We start from the raw sequence: 20,384 nt of genomic DNA on the forward strand, positions 1-20,384 counted from the left end.
GGAGGCCCGGTCCCGTTGGGGGCCGGGCCTTCCGGCTTTTTTGGGGGGAGACGCGTCAGCGGTCTTCCGGTGGGTCGCAGAAGACGGCGAGGTGGCGGGCCCAGGCGTCCTCGCGGCGGCGCCGGGTGGTGCTGTCGAGCCTGAGGCGGCCTACCTGAGCGATGAGTTCACGGGCGGTACCGGACTGGCGTAGCAGCTCCTCCGCCCGCTCGTAGAACTCTGTGCAGTCGGTGTGGGAGGCGGCACGGCTCCAGAGCACGAGGGGGTAGCCGAGGGCCCGGACCACGTCGAGGGCAGCTGTCGGGGTGACCGTGTCGGCGTGCCGGCACAGCAGCGGGACCGCGTTGGGCGGCGTCCGCGTCCAGTCGCCGCTCTCCCCCGCGGGCGAGATGAGCCGGAAACCGTGCAGGGGCCCCCGGGACACCGCGTCCCAACGGCGCTGCCTTTCCTGCGGCGACGCCCCGGGGCGGGCCTGGTGGCGGACGAGGACGATTCGCTCCCCGCCGAGGGCGTACGTCTGCGGAAGCCGCCAGTCCTCCACCGGAAGGTCCCACAGCAGCAGGCCCGGCAGACAGAAGTGGACGGTTGCCGCGACGCCGGCCGTGTCGGCCCGCAGCAGCGCGTCCGCGAGGTGGGACCGCAGCCGGTCCTGCAGTTCGTGCTGGGGGCCACCCGACATGTCCTCGGCCAGGACGGCGTCCTCGCCGCCCCGCCTCAGCACCACCCGCCAGCCGTAGCCCGGGCCGACGTGGTCGATCTCCACGCGTACGACGGGCCCGTTCTCGGCGAAGGTCGTGTCCACGCGCGCGAAGACGGTGGCTATGTCCTCCCAGGCATCCTCCGCCATACGCGACCGCGCGGGCCCCTCGAGCCAGCGCCGCAGCGCGGCGAGGCCGGTGGCCTGGTCAGGGCGGCTCCGGGGAGCGAGCAGGGCCCAGACCCGCGCGGCGTACAGGAACAGCCTGTCGTCGACGACGCGCTGGTGCAGACACCCGGCGCCGTCGCGCCAGTGACGCGGAGGGCGATCCGCCCGCAGCCGTGCGTCGTCGAGCAGGCCCTGCACCACCTGCGGGCCGTCGGGCGGCTCCAACTCGGCGAGGAGTCCGTAGAGTTCGGTCCGGAATTCGGGAGCGATCGTCTTGGGGAGCCCACCCGTCAGCCACATCTGCACCCCGGTCCACGTCAGGTGCGGACCGCGCTGCATGCGCCGGTCGTAGTGGTGCCGGTCATGGGCTCGTACGAGCCCGTGCCACAGTTCGGTTCCCGCGACGCCCTGGTCGCACAGTCCCCGCAGCGCATCGATGTGGACCGCCTCGCCGGTGCCGTCTTTTCGCCGGGACTTGACCACGCCGATGACGGACCCGTCGCCCGCATCGAGGACGGGGCCGCCCGCGCTGCCCGGTGGCAGCGGATCACCGTCCAGCGCGAAGGTGTCCCTGCCGAGCCGCCCGGAGGCCATGGCGAAAGACGGAGCAACCCGTGGCGCGTACAGCGAGCCCTCGGCGCGGTACAGGTTCACGGCTCCCGTCCGGGCCACCGGACGGTCGGTGAGCCACATGCAGTCCGCATCGGTCACGCGGGGCACGTGCAGCAGGGCCAAGTCACCCACGCCGAGGACCTGTTCGACCTGGTGGCGGCTGCCGTCCATCATGGCGACACCGACGGTGGAACTCCGGTCGCGTCCCCGGACCACGTCCAGGGCCGTGACCACCCACCCGGGTGCCAGGAAGAAACCCGTGCCCGACTCCACACCCTGACTTGCGGAAGGGGCGTAGACCCGGACGAGCGCGCGCCGCACGAGTTCGTCCCGCTCGGCCTCCGGACCAGAGGGCCCTTCCCCGGTGTCGGTCAGGCGCAGGGCGTCCACGGCCTCGGCCCAGGCCGCGTCCCGGGAGGTGATCAGCGCATGGCCGCCGCTGATCAGAAGCTCGTTCGCGTCCTCCAGGTCGTCCCAGCCGTCGTAGACGATCAGCCAGCGCAGGTTCGCCTCGCGCAGGTGCCGGAACAGGTTGTGGACGCGGGGAAGGGTGTAGGGGCGGTCAGGGTGGTCCTCGAGTTCCTGCGCCAGGCGTCCCACTTCCGCAATGCGCCTTGCCCGGCTGTCGGCGCTGATCCACCACACGAAGTCGTATTCGCCGCCGAACCGGTGCACGTACTCCGCCGCCAGCTGCGTCTTGCCCGTCCCGCGTGGCCCGACCAGAGCGCAGGCCACCGACGCCTCTCGCTGATCCCTCAGCCGCTCCCGCAGTCGATCGATGGCGCCTTCCTGCAGGACGTGCCCCGGTGAGCGCTCGGGGAGCGGGCCCTGGACAAACCGCGTGGGCCCCGGGAACTCCGCGTCCCGGGTGTCAGGCAGGGGGGCGTCCGCCCCGATGGCCAGGTGGTTGAGCAGCCTCCACCTGGCAAGGCCCTCGGTCACGCCTGACAGGGAGAGATCCGGCTCCAGGTCGACAGCCCACGGCAAAAAGGCCCCGCCGTCGGTGACATCGACGGCGACCACCCGCTCCTCGTACTGGGCCACGAGGTCTTCCAGAGGTGTTTCGTAGGGCTCGTAGTCGTCACCGATGAGGACCAGCATCCGATGCCGCTGCCCGGGTGCCGCCGTGGACGGGGGGGTCACGGCACCGGGCAGCTCGTCCTCGGTGCGCCACATCCGTAGGTCCACTTCGTGCCCCGCGGCCTCCAGCACCCGGGCTGTCCATCGCGCCCACGGCTGTTCCGCCAGGGTGCACACCACCGAGTACGACTCCCGCCGCACCGCAGGCCTGACCACCGCAGGGCCCGCGAACCGCCCCAACACGGCCCTGGACACCTCGGCGAACGCCTCCGGACCCCCCTCCTCCCCCTCCGGCAGGACAGCCGCACCGCCGGTCAGCCGAGCCAGCGCGAGCGCGGGGAAGTTGTGCGTCCGCCGCCCGAAGTGCCGCTCGACGTACTCCCCGCTGTGCTTGAGCACCAGCAGTGCCTCCCCGCGCGGCAGCAACCGCAGTAACTCCTCGCGTACGCCGGGTACGAACTCGTACCAGCCCTCCCCCTCCCCCAGCTTCACCAGCCCGCTCAGCAGCACCTCGGCAAGAACGGACGGTCCGCTGCGGGGCTGCATGGCGCGCTGGACGAGCTGCATCACGGGCAGGGTGAGCGGTACGGCCGAGAAGGAGACGGCGAGAGCCACGGCCTGACGGGAGGCGGAGCGCCGGAAGGCGGCGACGAGCGTCGCGGGCTCAGCGGGCGGGCGTTGGAGGCGCGGCTGGGCGGCGGGGTGGACGGCCTGGACCCAGGCAGCCGCCGCGGGCAGGGACAGGCCCGTGCCGCCGGAGAGGAGCCGCGACCAGGTACCGAGAGCGGCGCGAGTCGGTCCGAGCACGGGGATGGGCAGCGCGCCGGGCGGCACTCCGCCCTCGGCGGGCCTGAACTCCAGGCGGGCGCCCAGGCCTTCGCGGCGGCGCAACGTGCCCGGGAGCGCCGGAAGATGGGTGCGCCGCCACAGGCTCTGCGGCAGAGGCTGCACGACGGCGACGGGCGCGGCCTGTGCCCAGTGGTGCAGTAGCCGCTGCATCTGGCCAGAGCGCCACAGGGGCCCCGCGCAGTCGCTGAGTACGAGGGTCAGCTGTCGTCCGGTCGGGTCGCGCAGCTGCTCCGCGGCATGTGGTGCGCGCGCCGGTTCCCGGGAGGTGCCGAGGGCCAGCTTCCCGTCGGCGCCCAGGTGGACGTAATGCACCTGCACCTCGCGGAAGGCACCGAGACCGGCGCAGATCTGCCGCAGCTCCTCAAGTGTGCTGTCCCATACGGAGGTCGAACTCGACGCGTCCATGAGCAGCCGCATCCGGGCCTCGCGTCGTCCGTCGGCACGCAGGACCGGCGTCAACAGGCCGGTCTCCGCGGCCCGTTCCGCCGTGGCCTGTTCGTCCAGGCGGTGGGCGGTGGTGCGGACCGGCGGGTGGTAGCGCTGGAGCGGGCGCAGGGCGCGCTGGAGCCCGAGGGCGTGCGGCAGAGCGGTGGCCATGGGGACGCGGACGGGTACGAAGTCCGGGCCGGCGTCGGGGAGATCGGCGCCGCCGGGTGCGGGGCGCGGGTCCGCGGCGTACAGGCGGGTGCGGTCGGAGGCCTCGGGGGCGGGGACCGCGGGCTCGGTCCCGGGTGTCGGCTGTCGCGGTACGGGGAGCGGCGGAGGGTCGTACGGCGGGTCCGCGGGCGACTCGGCGACCGGTGGGAGCACTTCGGGTGCTCCCACGTGCTGCGCCAGCCACAGCGCCTCCGCGAGCTCCCGTGCCCCGGGCTCGACGCCCAGGCGGGTGCGCAGCCGTTCGGCGAGCCCGGCGAGGGGTCCGTCGGCGGCGGGAGGCGTCGTGGGCGCGGTCATCAGCGGGCCCCGTGGTCACCCTGGTCGAGGGGCCGCATCAGCAGCTCGGCGAGCCGCTGCCGGTCGGGTTCGCTGTCGCGCACGGCCTCCTGGGTGAGGTAGATGGCGTTGAGCAGCTGGTCGGCGGCGCGCAGGGACCCCGGGCTGGCCTGAAGGAAGTCGCTGATCAGCCGGTCGCTGCCGGACAGGTCGGTGGCTCCGAAGTGGGCGCGGACCATCGAGTCGAGCCGTGCGGTGCCCCAGTCGTCGTTGCGGGGCGACGGCAGGTCGAGGTGGAGACAGCGGCGCAGCAGCGGCGCGGGGAAGTCGCGCTCGCCGTTGCTCGTCATCACGACCACGGGGAAGGCCCGGCAGCGGATCCGGCCCTTCTGGACGGGGGCGCGGTCGCCGTCGTCGGTGAGTACCCGGACCTCGGGCTGCCGGCGCGCGATGCGCTGGAGTTCGGCGATGCGGAACTCGCCCTCCTCCAGAGCGTTGAGGAGGTCGTTGGGCAGGTCGATGTCGCTCTTGTCCAGCTCGTCCACGAGGAGAACCCGCGGCCGGGCATGAGGGAGCAAGGCGGTGCCGAGCGGGCCGAGGCGGACGTACTCGCCGATGTCTTCGGTGTAGGCCTCGCCCGTCTCCCTGGCCATCTGCATGTCGTGCAGGCGGGCGATCGCGTCGTAGCTGTAGAGGCCGTCACGCAGAGCGGTGCGGCTCACTATGGGCCAGTGCAGGACACGGCCGAGGCCGAGTTCGTGCGCGAGGGCGTGGGCGAGCGTCGACTTGCCGGAGCCCGGGTCGCCGGTGACCAGCAGGGGCCTGCGCAGGTAGAGCGCGGCGTTGATCAGCTCCAGTTCCTCCGGCCGCCAGACCGTGCCGCTCGTGCCACGGGTGCCCAGGCGGCGCGTCGACTCGCTGCCCAGCGGCGGCACCGCCTCGATGAGGGGTTCGCCGTCGAAGGCGCGCCACGGCGGCGGCGGGGGCAGTCGCTCGACACCGTCGTGCGGCTCACCGGTTCCCCGGAAGACGAACCAGTCGGGGGTGGTCACGGAGGTCTCCTTCTGGCGGAGGCGGTCAGGATCCGGTGCTGGACGAGTCACGGGGACTCCAGCAGGTCGTCGCAGACGGGGATGGGGCGGCGCGGATCGTCGTACAGGAGCGCGAGTTGGGCCGCCCAGGCGGTGTCCGCACCGTCGCCGCCCTCCTCGTCGGCCCGCTCCCGCAAGGCCCGCAGCCGCTCGGGCAGCGCTGCCGCGCCGTCGGCCGCGCCGAGCAGCAGCGCCGCCCTGCCGTACAGCTCGCCGCAGTCCGTGCCGCACGCGCGCGCGTGCTCGCCCCGCAGGTTCCACAGCGCGACGCCGTATCCGGCGCCGATCGCATCGGCCAGCGAGGCTGCGCTCTGCTGCGGAGGGCGGCACAGCACCGGCACCGCGCCGGGCGCCGCCTCCTCCAGCGCCTCCTTCGCGTATTCGGGCGAGTGCACCGGCAGCGCCTTGAGCTCGTTCGCCGCGACGCCGTCCCAGCGCTCCCGCCATGCCGCGGCCGGCTCACCGCGCCGTTTGAGGCTGCGCAGCACCACCTGCCGCTGGGTACCGAGGGGCGGCTCGGTGGACCGGGGCCACCTGTGGGCGTCCAGCCCGAAGTGCTCGACCGGGAGGGCGAGTTCGAGACGGGCACGGCGCTCCTCGGCGTCGAGCCCACGGAAGGCCCGGCGCAGCGGTTGGTCCAGCACCTGCGGCAGTTCGGCGAGCGCGGAGCCCTCGTCCCCCGCGTCCTCGTCCAGTACCCGCGGTGTGTCGGCTCCGTCCGGCCAGGACCAGACTCGCCAGTGGAAGCGGTCACCGGGCCCGTACGGGTTCGGCTCCAACTCGACGGCGACAACGGGTCCCTCGTCGCCCGGGTCGGTCACCTCGCCGGATACCGCCGCGTCGTCCACGAGCCGGTCGGCGTCCGGTGTCGGCCGGCTGTCGCTCACCGCGCGCTCGCGCAGCAGCGCCGCGAGGAAGTCGGGGAGCTCCTCGATCCGCGCCTTCACCCAGCGTTCCAGTTCGGCGACGGCGTCCGGCGCCCGCCGCCGGCACGCCTGGGCCACGGCGAGCAGATAGTGCAACGCGACGATCTCGGCGCCGTCCGGCTGGTCGTGCGCCCAGCCCTGCCCGTCGCGCCAGTCGACCGGCGCGAGCTCGTCCTCCCACAGCGGCTCGTAACCGAGCACCTGGCTGATCATCCGCTGCAGCTCGGCCGACGAGACGGGCCGCGGCAGGGCTGCCAGCAACGCGGACGCCTCGGCGCTGTCCCGCGGCGCCCAGCCGCGTCCGCCGCCGGTCAGCTCACCCTGGAAGCGCACCCAGGAGGGTCCGCCCGTCCGGCGTTGATGCCACCGGTCGTGCTCCCGTATGAGCGCCGCGTACGGGTCGGGTCCGAGGCTGTCCTCGCCGACCACGGGGCGCGCGTCACGGAACCCGCGCAGCGCTGTGGAGGCCACGGCCAGACCGCCGTCCTTGCCTGCTCGGCGGGCCTTGACGACGCCGGCGACAACCCCGTGGTCACGGTCCAGGAGAGGGCCGCCGGAGGCACCGTGCGGGATCTCCATATGGGGCGCGAGCGTGAGTCCGTATGAGCCGTCCCGCCCGTTGCATTCGCTGTGCCCGTTCCAGCGCTGGGGCGCGCCGCCCGTCGGGGTGCGCCAGCCGAACGCGGTGACCTGGTGCGGCGGGTCGTAGCGGTCGGTCAGCCGTACGCAGACATGGCCGTGTGCCGCGTCGTCCGCCAGCCGTACCAGGGCAAGGTCCTGCTCTGGGTCAGTGCCTCCGCCGAGCCAGTACGCGAGCCGGGCCCCCGTGTCGAGCCCGTGCCCCTGCACCCGCAGGGCGCCCACGCTCTCGGCGCCCTCCGCGAGGGGCAGGATGTGTGCGCAGGTCAGCACCCAGCCGGGCGCGACGAGGAAACCGCTGCCCCAGAGCGTGCCGGGCGCGGTGGCCGGGCCGATCCGAACGGTGGCGCGCATCGCCAACTGCTCCAGGTGGCCCGTCATGTGGAGGCGGCGTTCCGGCCGTCGTGGAGGGCCGGAACAGTGGCATCGGCGTCAGCCTGTGCAGTGTCCCCGTGCCAGGTGAGGGTGATCGACAGGGCCGCCTTGGCCTCCCCGTCGGCGAGCAGCGCCACCGCCTTGCCCGGCTTCAGCGCGAGCTCGACGCCGAAGGTGGCACTGACCTCGTCGGGTCGCACGGCCCGCGCCGCTGCCAGCACGGCGCCACCGACGCCGCTGACCAGTTCGTTGAGCTGGTCGATACGCGCGGCCATCCGGTCCACGGCGCCCACGTCGTCGTAGACGAACTCGTCGGCCCCGGCCGGTACGTCCTCGGGAGCGAGCACACTGACCCGGGCGAGCACCTTCTCGCCCCCGGGCAGTTCGATCTCCTGAACCCTGCGCTCCATGGCTCCCCCTTTGCCGCACGCGCCAACTCTCCCTGGACCGCCACCTGTTGCGGCCCGCTGATCTCCGTACCCCATTGTGCCGCCGCACGCACGCGTGGGAGGTGGTTCCGGCGAGTGCGGAGGAGGTTTCCGGCGCGCATAACCTGGAGGGGTACGACCCCGGACATGTCCCCCAGGAGAGCACCCGTGTACTTCACCGACCGAGGCATCGAAGAACTCGAGAAGCGACGCGGCGAGGAAGAAGTCACCTTCGAGTGGCTTGCCGAACAGCTGCGTACGTTCGTCGACCTCAACCCGGACTTCGAGGTCCCGGTGGAGCGGCTGGCGACTTGGCTGGCGCGGCTGGACGACGAGGACGACGAGTAGGAGTCCGGGGAGTCCGGCTGTCGGGGCTCCCGCGGGGCGCCCCTTTTTTCGTGCCCCTCGGTCCCAGGGCATTCGTGCCCCTCGGTCCCAGGGCATTCGCGCGCCTCAGTCCCAGGGCATTCGTGTCCCTGAGTCCCAAGGCTTTCGCAGCCCTCGATCCCAGGGCTGCACTGCCCGCAGTCCCAAGGCTTTCGCGGCCCGAAGCCCCAGAGCTCACGTCGCCCTCAGTCCCACGGCCACACCAGTTCGTACGCCAGCCCCAGCGCCCCGTGCGCCACCAGCAGCACCCCGGCCACGGTCCAGCCGCCGCTGCGGCGCCGTAGGCCCCATGCCGTGAGCGGGAGCCCGGCCGCCACCTGGGCCAGGGCCAGAGCGCTCGCCCGTGGCGTCCCCGACCATGGCAGCCAGCGGCCCAGGTGGCCGCTGGCGACGGCGTCGAGTTCTGCCCGTGGCGCCTCGCGCCGGCCCGGCCACTCGGCCGGGCGGGCGTCCGGCAGGGCGTGTGCGGCCTCGCGGAGGCGGTCGGCGGGCTCGCCCGGGGTGATGCCCTCGGGGAGCGCGAAGCCCGCGCGCGTGAGGACGGCGATCAGGGCGCGCAGGCGGGCGCGGGCGTCGGTCCCGGGGGCGGGCTTCGTGAGAGGGTCCAGGGCCTGTACGTCGAGCACGGGGTCCAGGCCCAGGCGGGCGGCGAAGGTGCGCATCGCCTCGTCCTCGCCGGCCGGGGTGCCGTTCGCGAGCCAGACGTAGCCGACGGGGCGGCGAAAGCCCGACGCGAGGGTGAAGCCGGCGCGGTCGGCGTCCCACCACAGGGCGAGTACGGGCCAGGGGGCGCCGACGGCGAGAGCGGTGGCCCAGCCGGTCAGGACGCGGTCGACGGGTTCACCGCCGTGCAGCCAGGGCCGGCCCTCGGGAACGAGCACGCTCCAGGCCTCGCCTGCCGGGGCGAGCAGCATGCGGTCGCGCAGCAGGTGGGCGGCGGGGGCGACGGACTCGGGCTGCGCCCGGCACAGGAGCAGGGCACCGACGTTCGACATGCTCACACGCTAGGGCGATTCGACCGCTTTGGTCATTTCCGAGACCGCGGAGATCACCGGAACGAGTGTCTTGACTTTCCCCGCCCGCGATATATCGTGAATTGCAGGAGACGCGATATGGCGCGTTGTGACGGGGAGGTCTGCACCATGTCCGAGTGGTCTGTCGGTGAGCCGCGGAAACTCACCTTCGACAAGCCCGTGCGCGAACTCCACGTACGCATCGTCAACGGAACGGTGAACGTGGTGGGCACGGACGAAGGTTCCGCCCGACTGGAGGTCTCCGAGATCGAGGGACCACCCCTGCTGGTGAGCCAGCAGGGCGGCACGCTCACCGTCGCGTACGACGACCTGCCGTGGAAGGGCTTCCTCAAGTGGCTCGACCGCAAGGGTTGGCGGCGCAGCGCCGTCGTCTCCCTCGCCGTCCCGGCCGACACGCGCGTGGAGGTGGGCGTGGTCGGCGCCGCGGCCGTGGTCTCGGGGATCGACGGGCGTACGGAGGTGAAGGGGGTCACCGGGGACACCACCCTGGTGGGGCTGACGGGCCCGGTGCGCGCCGACACCGTTTCGGGGAACCTGGAGGCGCAGGCCCTGCGCGGCGACCTCCGCTTCAACTCCGTCTCCGGTGATCTGACCGTGGTCGAGGCGGGTTCGTCGGTCAAGGCGGACTCGGTGAGCGGCTCGATGATCGTCGACCTGGATCCGGCGGGCCGCCCGACCGACATCGTCCTGGCGAACGTCTCCGGCGAGATCGCCATCCGGCTGCCCCACCCGGCGGATGCGGAGGTGGAGGCGAACACGGCGAGCGGGACGGTCTCCAACGCCTTCGAGGACCTGCGGGTCAGCGGCCAGTGGGGCGCCAAGAGGATCACCGGCCGGCTCGGCTCGGGCAGCGGAAGCCTGAAGGCGACGACGGTCTCGGGTTCGATCGCCCTGCTGCGGCGGCCCCCGGCGGAGGAGGAGCCGTGGGACGTGGCGCCGGAGGACATCGGCCCCCTGGTCGAGGACACGCCTCCGGCGGATTCGGACCCGGCCGCGGAGACCGGCCCGGCGAGCACCTCGGCGGACGGACCACACAACGACTCGGGGGACAATTCCGTTTCCGGCCAGGACGACCGATCGACCCACGACTCGACCGACGACCCGGCCGACGGCACGACCGACAAGAAGGTGCTCTGACATGCCTCCCGTCTTCGCCCACGGCCGCCTCCGCCTCTACCTGCTGAAGCTGCTGGACGAGGCCCCGCGCCACGGCTACGAGGTGATCCGCCTCCTCGAGGAACGCTTCCAGGGGCTGTACGCACCGTCGGCAGGCACCGTCTACCCCCGCCTGGCCAAGCTGGAGGCCGAGGGCCTGGTCACCCACACCACCGAGGGCGGCCGCAAGGTGTACGCCATCACGGACGCGGGCCGCGCCGAACTGGCCGACCGCAGCGGCGAGCTGGCCGACCTGGAGCTGGAGATCCGCGAGTCGGTCGCGGAACTGGCCGCCGAGATCCGGGCCGATGTGCGCGGCGCGGCGGGCGATCTGCGGCGCGAGATGCGGGCCGCGGCCACGGAGGCCCGGCGGGGTGCCGGCAGCAAGGGGCGCGGCGAACAGGACGGCTCCCCCGGTGACTTCGGGGAGTACGCCGACAAGGAGTCGTGGCGTGTCGCGAAGGAGGAGATGCGGCGCGTCAAGCAGGAGTGGAAGGAGCAGGCCCGGCGCGCCAAGGACGAGAGCCGCCGGGCCCGCGAGGAGGCCCAGCGCGCCCGGCGCCAGGCCAAGGAGGCGCAGGAGCAGGCCCGGGCCCAGGCCCAGGAGGAGCTGCAGCGCATCGCCAAGCGGGTGCAGGAGCAGGTGCAGGACCACTTCGCGCGGGGCGACTGGCCGATGGGGGTGCGGGAGGGCCTGACCGAACTGGCCAAGGAGTTCGGGGACTTCGGGAAGGACTTCGGCAGGGAGTTCGGAAAGGACTTCGGGTTCGGACGGGGCGGCACCGGCACCTCGGCACCGCAGCCCGAGTACTCGCACACCAAGGAGGCCTTCCCGGCGGAGTACGAACCGTCGTGGGCGCACGAGGCCACCACCGGAGACCCGGCCCGCGACCTCGACCGCCTGCTCGACCGCTTCCGGGACGACATCCGTGACACGGCCCGGGACCACGGCGTCACGGACGAACAGCTCCGCGACGCCCGCCACCATCTGTCGACGGCCGCGGCGCACATCGAAGCGATACTGCGCGCACCGAGGCCCTGAGAGCCGGCTGGCCGCTTTCCGCGAAAGCAGAGGTCAGACGCTCAGGTGCACTGCCAGAGGAAGCGGCCCTCCTTGCCGTCCGGGGAGAGGAAGGCATAACCGACGCCCGCGTCACCGAAGTTGACATGGAAGGGCAGCTTCCCGGAGTCCAGCTGGACCACCAGTTGCCATCCTTCGCCGGGCGTCTCGTCGCCCTGGAGCCAGTGCGGTTCGACACCGGGACCGCCGAGGAACTGCCAGGGCCGACGGTCTTCCTCCTCGTCGGAGTGCTCACCGGAGCCCTCGCCGGAGTCAATGTGCCGCGGCAGATGGTCGGCCCCCGCGCTCGGGCCCTCCGCCCGCCGTTCGACGGTCACGAAGTCCGGGATGTGGCCGCCGGGTTGGATCACCAGGGCGTTCTCCCCACCCTCCGGCTCCCAGGTGCCGTCGACGTACTCCCCCTCGTCCCCGGTCATGAACAGATGGGCGAGCCGGCCGCCCTCCAGGGCGAACTGGCCCAAAAACTCCATCGGCCGGCCGGTCTGACGCGACAGCGGCCACTGCGGCTCCTCCAGCCACACGGGCTGCCCGCCCACCTTGGTCACCGCTTCACGCACAGCCCCGTCCGCAGGGACGAACACGAGCGGCACGGGATCGGACACGGTCATGAGAGCTCCTTCGAAGGACCAGGCCAACCTCGGCAGGCCCCACCCTAGAACCCCCCACGGACACCCCCGGCCCAGCAAGCCGCCCTCTCCGACCGCCCTCCGACCCCGCCGCGTACGCCCGCCCTGGAGCGCACCCGTCACGCACGCCGGGCCAGGAGCCCGGTCATCCGGCCTTCGCCTCACCGCCCCCGCCGAACAGCACCCGTATCAGCGACTCGTGTGTCACCCCGCGGTCGGCGAGGACCTCGGCGGGGATGCCGGGGCGGGCGGTCAGCGCCAGGAGGATGTGCTCGTCGCCGATGTGTCGGTCCCCCTGGGCGACGGCGGTGTGCAGCGACGTCTCGAGGATCTGCTTGGCGCCCCGGCCGAAGCTGCGGCGCCCCGACCACCAGCCCTTGTCCCCGCGGTCGCCGGACATCGCCCCGACGCCGTGCACCGCCTCGACGCGGGCGACGATCTCCGACACGTCGATCCCGAGCCCGGCGAGCGCATCGGTCTCGGACTGGGACAGCCCGGCCCGCCGACGGGCCTCGGCCACCGCCTCCCGCACCGACTCCCTGCGCTCGCCGGTCACCCCGAGCGAGGTGAGCGCGAACGAGGCGCGGCTGCCCTCGCGGTCGAGCAGCGCGAGCAGTATGTGCTCGGCTTCGACGGACGGCGCCCCTGCCTGTTCCGCGTGCTCGACCGCCGTCCGCACCACGTCACGGGCGTCCTTTGTGAATCGCTCGAACATCAATGCCTCCCGTACTTCTTGTGCACGGCCTGCCTGCTGACTCCGAGTTCCGCGGCGATCTCCTGCCACGACCAGCCCTGATGGCGCGCACTGCGCACCTGCACCGCCTCCAACTGCTCCAGCAGCCTGCGCAGTGCGGCGACGGCACGCAGTCCGACCCGTGGATCGCGGTCGCCCGCGCGCTCGGCGAGATCCGTTGCTTCGGTCATGTTGTCAACTTACGTTGACATCATCGTCGTGTCAACCATGGTTGACAAACGCCGACGGCCGACCCGGTTCCGGGTCGGCCGTCGGCGAAAGGGGCTGTCAGTCGTTGGTGAGCACGATCTTTCCGAACTGCTCCCCGGATGCCATCCGTTCGAAGCCCTCCCGTGCCCGGTCCATCGGCAGCATCTCGTCGATGACGGGGCGCACGCCGGTGGCGGCACAGAAGGAGAGCAGGTCCTCCAGCTCGTCCTTGGTGCCCATCGTGGAGCCGACGACCTTGAGTTCGAGGAAGAAGATGCGGGTCAGTTCGGCATGCGAGGGCCGGTCACCGCTCGTCGCCCCCGAGATGACGAGCGTACCCCCGGGCTTCAGCGACTTCACCGAGTGCGACCAGGTGGCGGCCCCGACGGTCTCGATGACGGCATCGACGCGCTGCGGCAGCCGCGCCCCCGACTCCAGCGCCTCGACGGCACCCAGTTCCACGGCCCGCTTCCGCTTGGCCTCGTCCCGGCTGGTGGCGAAGACCCGCAGCCCCGCCGCCTTCCCGAGCACGATCGCGGCCGTCGCGACTCCGCCGCCGGCGCCCTGCACGAGGACCGAATCGCCGGGACGTACGCCCGCGTTGGTGAAGAGCATCCGGTACGCCGTCAGCCAGGCCGTCGGCAGACAGGCGGCCTCCGCGAAGGAGAGCTCCTTGGGCTTGGGCAGGATGTTCCAGGTCGGCACGGCGACCTGCTCGGCGAACGTGCCCTGGTAGTGCTCGGTGAGGATGGAACGGGGTTCCCTGGGGCCAACGCCGTGACCGCTCTGTCCGATCACGGAGTGCAGGACGACCTCGTTGCCGTCCTCGTCGACGCCGGCGGCGTCGCAGCCGAGGATCATCGGCAGTTTGTCCTCGGACAGACCCACGCCCTTGAGGGACCAGAGGTCGTGGTGGTTGAGGGAGGCGGCCCTGACGTCGACGACACTCCAGCCGGGCCGGGCCCCGGGAGCGGGCCGGTCCCCCAACTCGAGGCCGTTCAGTGGCTGGTCACGGTCGATTCGGGCGGCGTAGACGGCGAACATGACCTTGACGATAGGCGGCACACCGGCTCGACGGAACCACAGAGCTCTGTGACACACACCCTCTTGTCAGGACCACATGTGGTCCACGTCTGATGCCGGTCAGCACCATTTCAGCCGGTCCGGCATTTGAGGACGAGGCCGTTCAGGCCGAGGGGGGCTGGGGGCACAGCCCCCAGGCACTAGCACCACCCACCCGCAGCCGCCGACGGCGGGCGCCACCCACAGGAAACGTCCACCTCTTCAACCACCCGAGCGGGTGGGCGGGTGGGCAAAGAAATGGCCCCGCCCAAACGGACGGGGCCATTCACCCAGCCGGCACGTCAGCGCCGCGCAACACCTTCGGCACGAGCCGCAGCCGCAACAGCCGCCGTAACAGCCGGAGCCACCCGCTCATCGAACGGCGACGGAATCACATAGTCCGCAGCGAGGTCGTCCCCGACGACCCCGGCCAGCGCCTCGGCCGCCGCGATCTTCATCCCCTCCGTGATCCGAGAGGCACGAACCTGCAGCGCGCCCGCGAAGATGCCCGGGAACGCCAGCACGTTGTTGATCTGGTTCGGGAAGTCCGACCGTCCGGTCGCCACGACCGCCGCGTACTTGTGCGCGACGTCGGGGTGCACCTCGGGGTTCGGGTTGGCCATGGCGAACACGAACGCGCCCTCGGCCATCGAGGCGACGGCCTCCTCCGCGACCGTACCGCCGGAGACGCCGATGAAGACGTCCGCACCCTCCAGAGCCGCCTCCAGCGACCCGGTGATGCCGGCCTTGTTGGTGAACCCGGCGAGCTCCCGCTTCACGGACGTCAGGTCGTCCCGGTCGGCCGACACGACACCCTTGCGGTCGGCCACCGCGACATCCCCGATACCGGCCTCGACCAGCATCTTGGCGATGGCGACACCGGCCGCACCGGCACCGGAGATGACGGCCCGCAGATCCGCGATGGACCGCCCGCTCAGCCGCGCCGCGTTCCGCAGCGCCGCCAGCGTCACGACCGCCGTACCGTGCTGGTCGTCGTGGAAGACCGGGATGTCCAGCCGCTCCTGCAGCTTCCGCTCGATCTCGAAGCACCGCGGCGCCGAGATGTCCTCGAGGTTGACGCCCCCGAACGAGGGCGCGAGCCGCACCACGGTCTCGACGATCTCGTCGACACCCGTGCAGTCGAGCGCGATCGGCACGGCGTCGACGCCGCCGAACTGCTTGAACAGAATCGCCTTGCCTTCCATCACCGGAAGGGAGGCCTCGGGGCCGATGTCCCCGAGTCCGAGCACCGCCGTGCCGTCGGTGACCACGGCCACCACGGACGACTTCCACGTGTAGTCGTGGACGAGCTCCGGCTGCTCGGCGATGGCGCTGCACACCTTCGCAACGCCGGGCGTGTACGCCAGGGACAGGTCGTCCTTGTCACGGACCGGCACGGTGGCCTGCACGGCCATCTTGCCGCCGCGGTGCAGCGCGAACGCCGGATCGAAGGAATCGAGGGGCTCGGCCCCGCCGTCCTGATCCGTACTGCTGTCGCTGCGAGGATTGACGATCTCCGCTGCCACTTTGTTTTACCCCTTAAGTCTTCATTGGTTGAGGGTGGCCACTCCTGGTGAGGGGTGGGCGGGCACCGCGTCAGTCCCGGTCGGTGTTGCGTACGGGTCCTGCGCGACGGGCGCGCCGCACACGCGCCCTGAGCCCCGGATGAGGGGTGTAAAGAACCTTCTTACCGGACGCACCGGGCCAAGGACGAGTCCAATAAGGGCAAGGTCACATCGCGGAACCCGAAGGTCACATCTCGGCCACAAGGTTCGTCCCGAAATTTAGGGACACGTTCTCGACGAATCCTCGACGATCCCTTGACCGGCGGCCGAACAGTGATCAACACCTCGGAGCGCAGGTCCGCATCCCGAGATGCGTCGAAGATCTTCCGGCCGGAACGCCGGATTCCCGCAGATGGTCCGGCCATGTTGTAACGGCCTGGTGTGGTTCGGGGGTCACCCGTTATCCGATTTTGACATGACGGGTCCCCTGAACGGCTGAGTCCGAATGGCAAGATGCCGTAAACCCACGAGGTCGCGACACCCGAAGGTGTGTGTTCTCGTCGACCCATCGGCAACTCCACCCATCCGCCGGAGGAACCCAAAATGACCGCAAGCTCCACCCGTCGTACGACCGCCGCACCCACCCGTCTGGCAGCGGTCGGTGCGATCGCGGTCGCAGGCGCCCTGATCCTCACCGGCTGCGGTGACCAGACCAACAGCAACGACGGGAGCAAGAAGGAGACGGGCAACAGCGCCCCCCTGTTCTCCAAGCTGCCGAAGAAGATCCAGGATGCCGGAGTCATAAAGGTCGGCACCAACGCCGAGTACGCCCCCATGGAGTCGACCGATGGCGGCAAGATCGTCGGCGTCGACCCGGACCTGGGCGAGGCGCTGAGCAAGCAGCTCGGCGTGAAGTTCCAGTGGACCTCCGGCTCTTTCGACGGGCTGATCACGGCGGTCAACTCCGGCCGCTACGACATCGCGATCTCGTCCATCACGGACAACAAGCAGCGGCAGGAGGGCCTGGACGACAAGGGCAAGAAGCTCGGCCAGGGCGTCGACTTCGTCGACTACTTCGTCGCGGGTACGGCCATCTACGTGAAGAAGGGCAACCCCGAGGGCGTCAAGGGCATCGAGGACCTGTGCGGCAAGACGGCCGCCGTCCAGCGGGGCACCACGTACGAGCAGGCCCTGCAGGACCAGTCCAAGAAGTGCAAGAGCTCGGGCAAGAAGGCGATCGACATCGAGTCGTTCGACAACGACACCGAGGCCCAGACCCGTGTGAAGTCCGGCGGCGCGGTGGCCGGCATCAACGACTACCCGGTGGCGATCGACCTGGCCCGCAAGGCCGACGGCGGCAACGCCTACGAGGTGATCAACAAGCAGTACGACGCCGGCTCGTTCGGCATCGTCCTCAGCAAGAAGAACACCGAGCTGCGTGACGTGCTGAAGGAAGCCGTCGACGCGATCATCAAGGACGGCTCGTACCAGAAGGTCCTGGCGAAGTGGGGCGCGCAGTCCGGCGCGATCGACAAGTCCGCGATCAACGGCGGCAAGTGAGCCGGGCGCACCACTGAAGGGCAGTCACGTGACTGACAAGTTCGACAAGTCCCCCAGGGACACACCACCCGCGGGGGAGGTCTCCAAGTCGGAGGCCGCCACCCCGGCGGAGGCCATCAAGGCAATTCCCGTGCGGCACTTCGGGCGGTGGGCCAGCGGCATCATCGTCATCGCGCTGCTCGTGGCACTCGTCTTCGCGTTCTCGCAGGGCGACATCCAGTGGCACGCGGTCTCCGACACCCTCTTCGACTCCTCCGTCGTCAAGGGCGCGGGCCGCACACTGCTGATCAGCGTCCTCGCCATGGTCATGGGTGTGGTGCTCGGCATCGTGCTCGCCGTGATGCGGCTGTCGAAGAACCCGGTGACGAGCTGGGTCGCCTGGCTGTACATCTGGTTCTTCCGCGGCACCCCGGTCTACGTCCAGCTGCTGCTCTGGTTCAACCTGGCGCTGATCTTCCCCGTCCTCAACCTCGGTCCGATCTACAAGGACGAGATGGTGGACGTCATGACCCCGTTCATGGCCGCCCTGCTGGGCCTCGGCCTGAACGAGGCCGCGTACATGGCGGAGATCTGCCGCGCCGGTCTGCTGGCCGTCGACGAGGGCCAGACGGAGGCCGCTCACGCGCTGGGCATGAGCCACGGCAAGACGCTGCGCAGGATCGTGATCCCGCAGGCGATGCGGGTCATCGTGCCGCCGACCGGCAACGAGTTCATCAACATGCTGAAGACCTCGTCGCTGGTGTACGTGGTGACGTACAACGAGCTGCTGCGCTCGACGTCGGCGATCGGCTCCACCTCGTACGCGGTGATGGAGCTGCTCTTCGTCGCCTCGATCTGGTACCTGGTGATGACCAGCGTGTTCAGCGTGTTCCAGTACTACCTGGAGCGCTACTACGCACGCGGTTCCAGCCGCAGCCTGCCGCCGACCGTCTTCCAGAAGATCAGGATGAACCTGTTCTCGAAGGGCAGCCCGAGGGGAGCGATGTGATGACCGCCATGGTGAAGTCCGAGGGCGTGCACAAGTCCTTCGGCGCGGTCGAGGTCCTCAAGGGCATCGATCTCACGGTGAACACCGGTGAGGTCTTCTGCCTGATCGGCCCGTCCGGCTCCGGCAAGTCGACGTTCCTCAGGTGCATCAACCACCTGGAGAAGATCAACGCCGGCAGGCTGTACGTGGACGGCGAGCTGGTCGGCTACCGTCAGAAGGGCGACAAGCTCTACGAGCTCAAGGACAGCGAAGTCGCACTGAAGCGCCGGGACATCGGCATGGTCTTCCAGCGCTTCAATCTCTTCCCGCACATGACGGCGCTCGAGAACGTCATGGAAGCCCCGATCCAGGTCAAGGGCGTCAGCAAGTCCCAGGCGCGGGAGCGCGCGGGGCAACTGCTCGAACGCGTGGGCCTCGCCGACAAGGCGAAGAACTACCCCTCGCAGCTCTCCGGCGGCCAGCAGCAGCGCGTGGCCATCGCCCGTGCGCTGGCCATGGACCCGAAGCTGATGCTCTTCGACGAGCCGACCTCGGCCCTCGACCCGGAGCTGGTCGGTGACGTCCTCGACGTCATGCGCGACCTCGCCGAGTCCGGCATGACGATGGTCGTCGTCACCCACGAGATGGGCTTCGCCCGCGAGGTGGGCGACAGCCTGGTCTTCATGGACGAGGGCGTGGTGGTCGAGTCCGGTCACCCGCGGGACGTCCTGACGAACCCGCAGCACGAGCGGACGCAGTCGTTCCTGTCGAAGGTTCTCTGAACACGTCCCTTTGAGAACGATGCCGCCTCCCCGTTCGGGGTGGGCGGCATCCTTCATTCCGAGCGAGGTCAGAGATCCAGCCAAGGGCTGCGCGGCGACAGATTGCCCTCCGTCTGGATGTCATACATCTGCACCCAGGTAATGAACTGGCCCTTGCCATGGAAGTCGTTGCCGGCGTAGCGCTTGTTGACCACCTTCCCCGTGGGGCAGGTGTAGGTCTTCTTGGACACCACCTTCTCGCCCGTTGTGAGGACCCTAATGATGATCTTGCACTTGGGGTGCTTCTTCCCCATGGAGACGATCGCGTAGGGGTGACCCTCGAGCGTTGCCTTCTTGCTGATGCAGGACTTCCAGAGGATCCAGGTCGTGTCGTTGGGGTACGTGTCCATGTCCGAGTAGGAGTAGCACCCTCCCTTGCCGGACTCGGCGTACGCCACTGGTGCCGTGGTCATACCGGCGACCGACACGACAGCACACATTCCCGCAGTGAGAACCGACTTCTTTAGCTGCACGAAAGATTCCTTCCCCGCTCTTCGCGTCCACCCCGAGGGTGGCCTGGCCGCCGCGAAAGATGATCAACGGGGCTGCCTGGTTCCCCAGCCCTCAAGTGAGGACGCACACAGTCACCGCAGCGCCAGCAACAACGTGTCCGCCGGCGAACACCACACCGCCCGGGCCTCCCCGAACCCCTTCTCCCGCAGCACGCGCGCGTGCCACTGCGGCGAGGGCATGTCGCCGTCCGCGTGGTCGCCGTAGATCTCGAAGCGGCGGGCCGTCGGGCCGGCGAGGGCGGGGTCCTTGGCGGCGAGCTGCCACCACTCCGCCCAGTCCAGGGCGCCGTCCCGCATGGCCTGATCCATGCGGGCGTGGCGCAGGCTGCGCTCCGCCGCGTTGATCCGGGGCGTGCTCTCGTCGATCATGTGGTCGGCGTTCATGAAGACGCCGCCGTGGCGGACCAGCCCGGCGATCCGGCCGTACAGGGCCGCGAGGGGGGCGCTGTGCAGCCAGTGGAGGGCCGTGGCCGTGAGCACCGCGTCGTACGTCTCGTACGGCAGCCGCGCCGGCCAGTCGGGGTCCTTGAGGTCGGCCTCGACGAAGGTGACCCGGTCGTCGCCCTCGAAGGTGCCGCGGGCGATGGCGAGGAGCGCGGGGTCGAGGTCGATGCCGGTGCTGGTGGCCTTCGGGAAGCGGGCGAGCAGCCGGGCCGTGATGCTGCCGGTGCCGCAGGCGAGGTCGAGGACGCGCGGCTCGGGGCCGACGCAGGCCTCGACCATGTCGAGCATGATGCGGAAGCGCTCCTCGCGGTCCGGCATGTACCACTCCTGCTGCCGGTCCCAGCTCTCCTGCCAGGCCTGCCAGTCGGTCCCCGTCGTACCGGTTCCGGTTGCCGTGGTTCCCGTCATGGAATCCCTCTCCCCTCACCCGCGTAATACCCTGGAAGTACAGGCAGTCGTTACCTCTTCGCACCCACGACCATAGAGCGC

General features: G+C 70.7%; 18 protein-coding genes. 6 read left to right on the forward strand and 12 right to left on the reverse strand.

The window, feature by feature from the left end; genetic code table 11:
* Positions 1-55 precede the first annotated feature (55 nt).
* The 4 genes from IH68_RS51665 to IH68_RS0104930 are packed head-to-tail and all read right to left on the reverse strand — an operon-like array spanning position 56 to position 7,780.
* A complete protein-coding gene (locus tag IH68_RS51665) occupies positions 56-4,360 on the reverse strand; it encodes an SAV_2336 N-terminal domain-related protein (RefSeq protein WP_051833218.1) in 4,305 nt (1,434 codons plus the stop codon).
* Positions 4,360-5,391 carry an AAA family ATPase gene (locus IH68_RS0104920; RefSeq protein ID WP_030928875.1) on the reverse strand — a complete coding sequence of 344 codons (1,032 nt, stop codon included), beginning with the start codon at positions 5,389-5,391 and terminating at the stop codon, positions 4,360-4,362. The genes IH68_RS51665 and IH68_RS0104920 overlap by 1 nt, the downstream gene beginning before the upstream one ends.
* A 47-nt stretch (positions 5,392-5,438) precedes the next feature.
* The gene (locus IH68_RS0104925; protein WP_030928877.1) at positions 5,439-7,376 is read right to left on the reverse strand and encodes a trypsin-like peptidase domain-containing protein; all 1,938 of its coding nucleotides are present in this window, start codon (positions 7,374-7,376) and stop codon (positions 5,439-5,441) included.
* On the reverse strand, positions 7,373-7,780 hold the full coding sequence (locus IH68_RS0104930; protein ID WP_051833220.1) for a CU044_2847 family protein: 408 nt from the start codon (positions 7,778-7,780) through the stop codon (positions 7,373-7,375). The genes IH68_RS0104925 and IH68_RS0104930 overlap by 4 nt, the downstream gene beginning before the upstream one ends.
* Before the next feature lie 186 nt (positions 7,781-7,966).
* On the opposite strand from IH68_RS0104930, the gene IH68_RS0104935 reads away from it, so the two are divergent.
* Entirely contained in the window at positions 7,967-8,146 is a 180-nt protein-coding gene (locus IH68_RS0104935; protein WP_003992906.1) for a DUF6104 family protein, read from the forward strand.
* A gap of 224 nt (positions 8,147-8,370) precedes the next feature.
* Here the strand turns inward: IH68_RS0104935 and IH68_RS0104940 are convergent, their stop codons facing one another.
* Positions 8,371-9,180: a hypothetical protein gene (locus IH68_RS0104940; RefSeq protein ID WP_051833222.1), complete on the reverse strand. Its 810-nt coding sequence runs from the start codon at positions 9,178-9,180 to the stop codon at positions 8,371-8,373.
* Positions 9,181-9,327: 147 nt separating this feature from the next.
* Between IH68_RS0104940 and IH68_RS0104945 the strand changes: the two genes are divergently transcribed.
* Together IH68_RS0104945 and IH68_RS0104950 are read left to right on the forward strand one after the other, a co-directional pair.
* Entirely contained in the window at positions 9,328-10,356 is a 1,029-nt protein-coding gene (locus IH68_RS0104945) for a DUF4097 family beta strand repeat-containing protein (RefSeq protein WP_159403643.1), read from the forward strand.
* A gap of 1 nt (position 10,357) precedes the next feature.
* On the forward strand, positions 10,358-11,416 hold the full coding sequence (locus tag IH68_RS0104950; protein ID WP_030928884.1) for a PadR family transcriptional regulator: 1,059 nt from the start codon (positions 10,358-10,360) through the stop codon (positions 11,414-11,416).
* Between the two features lie 41 nt (positions 11,417-11,457).
* On the opposite strand, the gene IH68_RS0104955 is transcribed toward IH68_RS0104950, so the two are convergent.
* The 5 genes from IH68_RS0104955 to IH68_RS0104975 form a co-directional block, all read right to left on the reverse strand.
* On the reverse strand, positions 11,458-12,063 hold the full coding sequence (locus IH68_RS0104955) for a hypothetical protein (protein ID WP_030928886.1): 606 nt from the start codon (positions 12,061-12,063) through the stop codon (positions 11,458-11,460).
* A gap of 163 nt (positions 12,064-12,226) precedes the next feature.
* Positions 12,227-12,796: a Clp protease N-terminal domain-containing protein gene (locus IH68_RS0104960; protein ID WP_030928889.1), complete on the reverse strand. Its 570-nt coding sequence runs from the start codon at positions 12,794-12,796 to the stop codon at positions 12,227-12,229.
* Positions 12,796-13,005, reverse strand: coding sequence for a helix-turn-helix domain-containing protein (locus IH68_RS0104965; protein ID WP_030038196.1), 210 nt, complete (start codon positions 13,003-13,005; stop codon positions 12,796-12,798). The genes IH68_RS0104960 and IH68_RS0104965 overlap by 1 nt, the downstream gene beginning before the upstream one ends.
* 97 nt (positions 13,006-13,102) lie before the next feature.
* Positions 13,103-14,068 (reverse strand): zinc-binding dehydrogenase, encoded by a 966-nt coding sequence (locus IH68_RS0104970; RefSeq protein ID WP_030928896.1) that lies wholly within the window; start codon positions 14,066-14,068, stop codon positions 13,103-13,105.
* A 320-nt stretch (positions 14,069-14,388) separates the two neighbouring features.
* On the reverse strand, positions 14,389-15,612 hold the full coding sequence (locus IH68_RS0104975; protein ID WP_030928900.1) for an NAD(P)-dependent malic enzyme: 1,224 nt from the start codon (positions 15,610-15,612) through the stop codon (positions 14,389-14,391).
* Positions 15,613-16,194: 582 nt separating this feature from the next.
* On the opposite strand from IH68_RS0104975, the gene IH68_RS0104980 reads away from it, so the two are divergent.
* From IH68_RS0104980 to IH68_RS0104990, 3 genes are read left to right on the forward strand one after another with little or no spacing between them, the layout of a single operon-like run.
* Positions 16,195-17,151: an ABC transporter substrate-binding protein gene (locus tag IH68_RS0104980; RefSeq protein WP_030928903.1), complete on the forward strand. Its 957-nt coding sequence runs from the start codon at positions 16,195-16,197 to the stop codon at positions 17,149-17,151.
* 28 nt (positions 17,152-17,179) lie between these two features.
* A complete protein-coding gene (locus tag IH68_RS0104985) occupies positions 17,180-18,139 on the forward strand; it encodes an amino acid ABC transporter permease (RefSeq protein WP_030928907.1) in 960 nt (319 codons plus the stop codon).
* Positions 18,139-18,900, forward strand: coding sequence for an amino acid ABC transporter ATP-binding protein (locus IH68_RS0104990; RefSeq protein ID WP_030928910.1), 762 nt, complete (start codon positions 18,139-18,141; stop codon positions 18,898-18,900). Before IH68_RS0104985 ends, IH68_RS0104990 begins: the two co-directional genes overlap by 1 nt.
* A 68-nt stretch (positions 18,901-18,968) precedes the next feature.
* Here IH68_RS0104990 and IH68_RS0104995 read toward each other — a convergent pair whose 3' ends face one another.
* Both IH68_RS0104995 and IH68_RS0105000 read right to left on the reverse strand, forming a co-directional pair.
* The gene (locus IH68_RS0104995) at positions 18,969-19,352 is read right to left on the reverse strand and encodes a hypothetical protein (protein WP_159403644.1); all 384 of its coding nucleotides are present in this window, start codon (positions 19,350-19,352) and stop codon (positions 18,969-18,971) included.
* Between the two features lie 171 nt (positions 19,353-19,523).
* Positions 19,524-20,303, reverse strand: coding sequence for a class I SAM-dependent methyltransferase (locus tag IH68_RS0105000; RefSeq protein ID WP_030928917.1), 780 nt, complete (start codon positions 20,301-20,303; stop codon positions 19,524-19,526).
* Between the last annotated feature and the right edge of the window lie 81 nt (positions 20,304-20,384).

Origin of the sequence: Streptomyces sp. NRRL S-646 (assembly GCF_000720765.1) — a bacterium.
In the GTDB taxonomy this organism is placed as follows: domain Bacteria; phylum Actinomycetota; class Actinomycetes; order Streptomycetales; family Streptomycetaceae; genus Streptomyces.